The 6,296-nt window shown below is 48.4% G+C and carries 8 protein-coding genes; 4 read left to right on the forward strand and 4 right to left on the reverse strand.

Annotated features, from left to right (window positions below; translation table 11 throughout):
- The first annotated feature begins 140 nt into the window (after positions 1-140).
- The gene (locus HA494_03990) at positions 141-359 is read left to right on the forward strand and encodes a histone (protein ID NHV96931.1); all 219 of its coding nucleotides are present in this window, start codon (positions 141-143) and stop codon (positions 357-359) included.
- A 59-nt stretch (positions 360-418) separates the two neighbouring features.
- Here the strand turns inward: HA494_03990 and HA494_03995 are convergent, their stop codons facing one another.
- From HA494_03995 to HA494_04010, 4 genes are all read right to left on the reverse strand, one after another.
- On the reverse strand, positions 419-1,231 hold the full coding sequence (locus HA494_03995) for a PAC2 family protein (protein NHV96932.1): 813 nt from the start codon (positions 1,229-1,231) through the stop codon (positions 419-421).
- Between the two features lie 48 nt (positions 1,232-1,279).
- Complete coding sequence (locus HA494_04000) at positions 1,280-2,356, reverse strand: AAA family ATPase (GenBank protein ID NHV96933.1); 1,077 nt, start codon at positions 2,354-2,356, stop codon at positions 1,280-1,282.
- A gap of 88 nt (positions 2,357-2,444) precedes the next feature.
- The gene (locus HA494_04005) at positions 2,445-3,272 is read right to left on the reverse strand and encodes a hypothetical protein (GenBank protein ID NHV96934.1); all 828 of its coding nucleotides are present in this window, start codon (positions 3,270-3,272) and stop codon (positions 2,445-2,447) included.
- Positions 3,273-3,376: 104 nt separating this feature from the next.
- Positions 3,377-4,021 carry a hypothetical protein gene (locus HA494_04010; GenBank protein ID NHV96935.1) on the reverse strand — a complete coding sequence of 215 codons (645 nt, stop codon included), beginning with the start codon at positions 4,019-4,021 and terminating at the stop codon, positions 3,377-3,379.
- A 95-nt stretch (positions 4,022-4,116) separates the two neighbouring features.
- Here HA494_04010 and HA494_04015 point away from each other — a divergent pair, with 95 nt between their 5' ends.
- From HA494_04015 to HA494_04025, 3 genes are all read left to right on the forward strand, one after another.
- Complete coding sequence (locus tag HA494_04015; GenBank protein ID NHV96936.1) at positions 4,117-5,322, forward strand: TrmB family transcriptional regulator; 1,206 nt, start codon at positions 4,117-4,119, stop codon at positions 5,320-5,322.
- Between the two features lie 26 nt (positions 5,323-5,348).
- Positions 5,349-6,035: a metallophosphoesterase family protein gene (locus HA494_04020; protein ID NHV96937.1), complete on the forward strand. Its 687-nt coding sequence runs from the start codon at positions 5,349-5,351 to the stop codon at positions 6,033-6,035.
- A gap of 47 nt (positions 6,036-6,082) precedes the next feature.
- A partial coding sequence (locus tag HA494_04025; GenBank protein ID NHV96938.1) for a hypothetical protein occupies positions 6,083-6,296 on the forward strand: 214 nt, incomplete at its 3' end.

Genomic DNA, 6,296 nt, shown 5'->3' on the forward strand with positions numbered 1-6,296 from the left:
AGGGACCCTAATACTTAATGTCTCAGGCTCACTCAATCTACTCTAACTCATGAAAAAGACCTCCTTAAAGCCTGCGCTTCTATACCCTAATTTAGCTTTAGAGTTAAATAGGGTGTTGTTCTGAGCTAAGGTGATGAATGTTGGCTGAACAGGAGCTCGGTTTGGCTGCTGTTTATAGGTTGATCAAGAAGGGTGGTGCTGAGAGGGTTAGTGATGAAGCGGCTGAGGAGCTTAGAGTAATTCTGGAGGAGACCGCTGTTAAGATAGCTCAGCAAGCGGTTGAGCTGGCTACACATGCTGGTAGAAAGACCGTGCGCGCCTCTGACATAAGGTTAGCGTCGAAGAACATCCTAAAGTAGACGTAGCAGAGAGAAGACGAAAGCCGCTTCTAAGCAGAAGCGCAGACGAAGATGATCATTTAACCGATGTAGCTGGGTCCGCTGCGCATATCGTACTCTAACTCTAGGCTCCTCACTAGGCTTGTTAGTGTTGGGTCTTGGGCTACCTCCTTATCCAGAGTTTCTCTTAACCTGTGTGCTTCACGCTCTAACTCCGTAAGATCGAACCTTGTGCTTAAAAGGTCTGAGAGGCGTCTAAGTAGGTGTAGGCTTGTGTTAGCATCTGCGTACGCTATATATTGAGGCACGTGCCCCCAGAGGCTTACCCCGAATATCCCTTCTTTTCGTAGCTGGGTGAGTAGGTAGGTGTAGAAGCTCGCAGGACCTTCGTAGTCGATCATCTTGAGATTCTTACGTGTTAGAAGCTGGGGTAGCGATGCATCGTTTACCACGGCTGAGATTAGGGGTGGGCGTGTGTGGGGAACTCGATCCACAAGGCCGCCGAGCGTGTAGCAGAATTTAACGCCCATCTTGACCGATAGGTCTATGATCTCTTTACTGTATTTAGCCCACCTTAGGTGAGGCTCGGAGCCGGTAAGCACGATCAGATCTATGTTCTCGCCGCGCTCTATCCCTAGTGAGTAGTATAGGTCGTTTGATTTGAAGCTGAACTCCTCTATCAAACCGCCCTTTATGACGGTGGTTGGGCGCTCTATGTTAAAGTTATAGAATTCATCAGCCTCTATAGTAGCGAACTTGACCATACCGAGCTTCTTTACGAGGTAGCTTGCTGATCTTGAGGCAACCATACCGGCATCTGTCCAGCCAGATAACCCTATGATCAAGTAGGGTGAGGTTAGGCTCGGTATCTTGGTAAATGTTAGGCTAGCCATCCCCACGTGATCTTAGTCCTATGTGCTCCTTAAACTTACCTTTCAACGCTAGAGTGCTTGGAACTTTTCAGACCAGCTATTGTAGGCGGCTATCATCTCCTTGGAGACACTAGCCTTTCTGGTGCGCAGTATTTCTTTGAAGTCTGCTAGTGTTATCTCCCTAGGTTGAGCAGACTTATCACTCGCCTTACCGCTTTCAAAGAGCTCCGTAACCACCTTAATCTGAGCCGCTTGACAAACATCCCTTATATCGCTCCCAGTATAACCCTCGGTGTACTTCGCCAACTCCTCAAGCTTAATCGACGGGTCGAGCCTTAAGGGTGCTGTGTAGTATCGGAACATGCTCACACGTGCAGCAGCATCAGGTAGGGGGATGTAGATACGCTTCTGAAACCTTCTTACGAAAGGCCAATCAAGAGACCAAGGCTTATTCGTCGCACCTATAACATAGAGGTGGAGGTGCTTACCCTTATCCGCTATACCATCCATCTCCTTCAGAAACTGGTTTCTGACCCTAACCTCGCCCCCAACCTCTTGGTTGCGTGTTCCGAGCAAAGAATCCAACTCATCTATGAAGATGATGACAGGCGTATTCTCCTTCTCGATTATGCTACGTGCAGTAAGGAAGAGTCGTGCAACATTCTTCTCAGCCTCACCAAGCCACTTTGACATAATTGACGCTGCATCAACAGTCATAAACGTGGCATTAATCTCAGCGGCAGCCGCAGCAGCTAACATAGTCTTGCCGCAGCCAGGTGGACCGTAGAGTAGTATACCTCTAGGCCAACCTAGTGGGAAGAGGTCTGGGCGCTGAACCGGGTATATTATACACTCTTTTATGGCTTGCTTAGCCTGCTCTAACCCTATAACCTCATCCCAAGTCACCTTCGGTTTTTCGTGCAACACAAGATCGTCAAATGTCGCCTTAAGTGACTCTACGATCTTTGGTGCTGCTACGCTATCTTCCGCGCCATTCTGTCCATCACTTAGACCCTGCAACGCTTTTACCCGCTCTTGATAGGCTTTGGCACGCTCGATGTAGAGTCTGTTGAGGTTATAGTCTGGGTAGATCTTCGCTAAAGTTATGAGCGTCTGGATAGCTTTCTGATACATCTGTATAGCCATCCCTCTAGCGCCTTGAGAATCAAGTCTAATGGCTTCAGCAGCGTATCTTCGCGCAGCCTCCTCTAACTCTTGCGCAGCTGACAACCTTCTAGGCCACCTCCGGTGCTAGTTTGGGGACGCTTTCTTCGCTGATCATCTTTAGGGCGATCTGCTCGACTATGTTGATACGTAGGTTCAGAGTGACCGCGGCTTCTATGATGTTGTATTCGCCTCTTTCTGCGAAGAATCTTCTAACCTTCTCCTCAACTTTACTATTCACCTTACCCTTGGTAACATCGTAGCCAACTTTATCCGACTCGGTAAGTTGGGTTAAGGTCTGCATCTTTTGGAAGATGGTATCTCCTTTTGCCTGCTGTAGAAAAGAGGGTAAAGACTCATCTATCTCGCTGGCTAGATGCAGAGCATATCTCTCAGCGTCCTCAGTAAGACCCTCCACACTACCATTTGGGTCAAAGTAGAAGCCACAGGACAGGTTACTTAGATCTGCTAACGCCTCTGATAGTGTTTTGGTTGCTTCTGAAGCTATGTTTTCAAGGGCTGGTGTAAGATCTTCTTCGCCGTAAAGCCGCTTTATGATTGTTGCTGCTGTAGACATGTGGCTCATAGCTTCATTTATATCGCGGATGCTCTCACAGCGTGTGATGATATGGGTTAAGGCTACTTCGCATAAAGAAACTGCGTTTATCACCTTCCTCAACTCATTACACTCATCTGAGTAAAGGGTAATCTTCACAGCATCATTTGACTCCTGCGCCTTTTCAAGAGCATCTACCAGAGCCTGCCTTCTCGCCTCTAACCTACTCTTTAGCAAGTGTAGTTGATGCCTTTCCTCTTCAATCTTTAGAATAGCTGCACCAATCCTCTCCTTCAACCCTCTCCTCCTAAACCCCACAACCCTTCTCAAGCCAGTAAGCATCTAACACCACCACGCAAACAGAAAATAAACAAAAAGATGTGAGAAGACCCACCACGAACCACATTTGTAGCTGTGGTGGGTTTCATCTACGATGCCCTTGTCTCTTAGCTTATGCCTTCAAGCGTGTCGGATGTCTTTACGGATGTAGGTAGGTCTGGGAACTTTTCACGCATCTTCTGCTCAGCGACTGCTGAGGCTTCGGCTAGTATTCTCTCAGCATCTTCGTTTGCGGCCTCAAAGTTGATTGTTGCTGCGCCGAGCTGACCAGCATCTACCAATATGCTCCCGAGCAGGTTGCTTATTTCGCTGATCTCATTCTCGGCTTCAGGCAAGACAGATACCAGACCGCTCTTTATGTTTCTTATGACGCCCATCGCTGGAGCAAGCGTTACAACGATGTCACCAAGCTCCTGCACCGTGTTAAGCCTAAGTACTATCTGCTCCAACGCGAGCTTCGCTGACGTCACCATTTTATTCATCTTTCTGATCTCAGCGAGCTCGTTAGCGAAGACCGTTGCGTGCTGCATGTCGTGCTTCTGTATAGCGGCCACTACCCTATTGAAGATCGCAGCGTCCCTCTCCTTCAACTTCAGCGAGGTAGCATCCAGCTTAGAGATTTGAATCTGGATCTGCCTAACAGCTGCTTCCAGCCTTGGCTTCAGCGGACCAAGAGGGCGCACAGCTTCGCGCACTCTTTCTCCGAACCCACCGCCACTGGGCTTAGTCCATTTGGATACGAATTCGGACATTTTAAGCACCTTGTTTAACATTATCGACCTCTTTTTTTATCGGGATTGTACCGACAGATAGAGTCACCACGGTGACAGGGTAGCGGGTGACAGCGATGGGAGGCAGATCGGGGTTAGAAGAATTTGGATTGAGTGAGTACGAATCTAGAGCCTATCTAGCTCTACTTAAACACGATTCTCTTACGGTAAGCGAGGTCGCCTACCACGCTCAGATCCCGCGCACAAAGGCGTATGCGGTAGTTAAGACACTGGTCAGAAAGGGGTTGGCTGAGCTCTTAGATAAGAAGCCTGTGAGGTGCCGCGCCCTGCCTCCGGAAGAAACGCTTGAGAACCTACTACTGCTCGAAGAGAAGCGGGTAAAAGCTATGAAAAAGGAACTAGCGAAGCTCAAGCAGAGGTATGAGGAGGTGAGGAAGCCGACTGACTTCGTAGACTACAAATACCAAGGGGTGGGTGCGAACGCTTTAGCCACAAAGGTGTCTGAGATGATAGCCCTATCTCGAGCATCCATAAGGTGCATGATAGGTAGCTGGGGGGTTAGGGTACTCGGCGCGTGTAAAGAAGCTCTTCTCAACGCTAAGCTCAACGACATAAAGGTTCAGATAATTAGGCTCTGGAGCTATGGTGAAGATGAGCACGGAGGCGATCTTCCACTAGGTTTTGATGTTAGGGTGGTTAGATACCCGCTTGGGTTTGATATCTTCCTATTTGACGAGCATTCAGTACTTATAGTAGAGCAGGTTATGGGTAAAGGTGTCCTTATACCATCCAAAGAGGTCAATTCGGTAATCTCTACAGGGTTGTTTAAGAGGCTTTGGTCTATTTCAACACCGCTCCACACCCTCTCAACCATCCTATCCTTGAAGGATGGGGAGGATGCGCTCGAGCTTCTCGACCCCGATAGCGTGAATCAAGCGTTCATTAGGGCTGTCGCCTCAACCATCCAAGATGAAGAACTCATAGGGTTGATCGGGTTAAAGTTCATCGAGGAACTCGAAAACGCTATGCACATATCCATCTTCAGCAAACCCCTCGACATAAACCTACCCATACTAATCAACCTACTAACCCAGAGCCTGGGTGAAGAGAGCTCTGTCAGATTCGATCCGTTGACCAAGCTGATCAATATAGAGGAGCCTGATACACAGCTCATAATGCCAGCATCAGTCTGGTTCTTCGCGTTGAACGGTGTTCTGAAGAGGAATGAGACAACCCTGCAGATACTGCAAAACACACGCCACCCCGATGATGGGAAGCATATACTCCAAGCTAAAATATCGGCTAAAGCACCTAAGACTTAAAGCGGTGTTAACACTCTAATCCTCTGATGCAAGCGGTCTTCATATCAGATATACACGGCAACCTCGAAGCTTTAGAAGCGGTTGAGGCGACGCTACCAGATGCGCCGATATACTGCCTTGGGGATGTTGTGGGCTACGGCGCTAACCCTAATGAAGTGGTTGAGTGGGTAAGGGAGAGGTCTGAGGTCTGCATCCTAGGCAACCACGATCTAGCCGTGCTGACAGGTGATGTTTCTTGGTTTAATCAAGCAGCAGCAAAAGCTATAAGGTGGACTAGAAGCGTTATCAAACCTGAAAACCTACGTTTTCTAGCGAACTTGACTGATAGAGCGCGGCTGAACATAGCAGGCTTAAATACACTTCTCGTCCACGGCAGCCCAGATGACCCTATAAGCGAATACGTATACCCAGAGACCCACAGTGGCTTCTTTGACATCTACCTAACCAGAGAGAGTGTTGATTTGATAGGTATGGGGCACACCCACATACCATATTCTTGGCGCTCAGGAAGGGGTATGATCTTTAACCCAGGCTCCATCGGTCAACCTAGGTCTGGGCGACCAGAAGCTTGCTACGCTATCCTAAAACGCGGGGAATCTGGTTTTGAGATCGAGCACAAATACGTTTCTTACGATATCGAGTCTGCGGCAAGCAAAATTTTAGCAGCTGGTCTGCCGAGCTTCTTGGCGAGCAGACTTTTTTCGGGCATATAAGGGCCAAAGACTTTAAAACAGCGCCTTTTGCCCATCTTGAGGAGAAGTTGGCGAGCGAACCAGTGGACATCACGCTGTCAGAGCTAACAGGTGTGTTCAAACCAAAGGATCTTGAGGATAGTGTGAGGAGAAGATGGGAGCAGATAAAGTTACTTGAGTTAGTTAAGGCATCTAAAAGAGGCAGACCTAGGCTTGGATTTGTTGAAGGTCCTCCTACATTAAATGGCGAACCTCACATAGGCCACGTTAGGGGTAGGGTCA

It is taken from the genome of Nitrososphaerota archaeon, assembly GCA_011605775.1.
Classification (GTDB): Archaea; Thermoproteota; Nitrososphaeria; order Nitrososphaerales; family JAAOZN01; genus JAAOZN01.

Excerpts from the sequence above, each read along its gene's own strand:
- HA494_03995 (NHV96932.1), bottom strand. The coding sequence starts at position 1,231 with ATGGCTAGCCTAACATTTACCAAGATACCGAGCCTAACCTCACCCTAC.
- HA494_04000 (NHV96933.1), bottom strand. The coding sequence starts at position 2,356 with ATGGCTATACAGATGTATCAGAAAGCTATCCAGACGCTCATAACTTTA.
- HA494_04005 (NHV96934.1), bottom strand. The coding sequence starts at position 3,272 with ATGCTTACTGGCTTGAGAAGGGTTGTGGGGTTTAGGAGGAGAGGGTTG.
- HA494_04010 (NHV96935.1), bottom strand. The coding sequence starts at position 4,021 with ATGTCCGAATTCGTATCCAAATGGACTAAGCCCAGTGGCGGTGGGTTC.
- HA494_04015 (NHV96936.1), top strand. The coding sequence starts at position 4,117 with ATGGGAGGCAGATCGGGGTTAGAAGAATTTGGATTGAGTGAGTACGAA.
- HA494_04020 (NHV96937.1), top strand. The coding sequence starts at position 5,349 with ATGCAAGCGGTCTTCATATCAGATATACACGGCAACCTCGAAGCTTTA.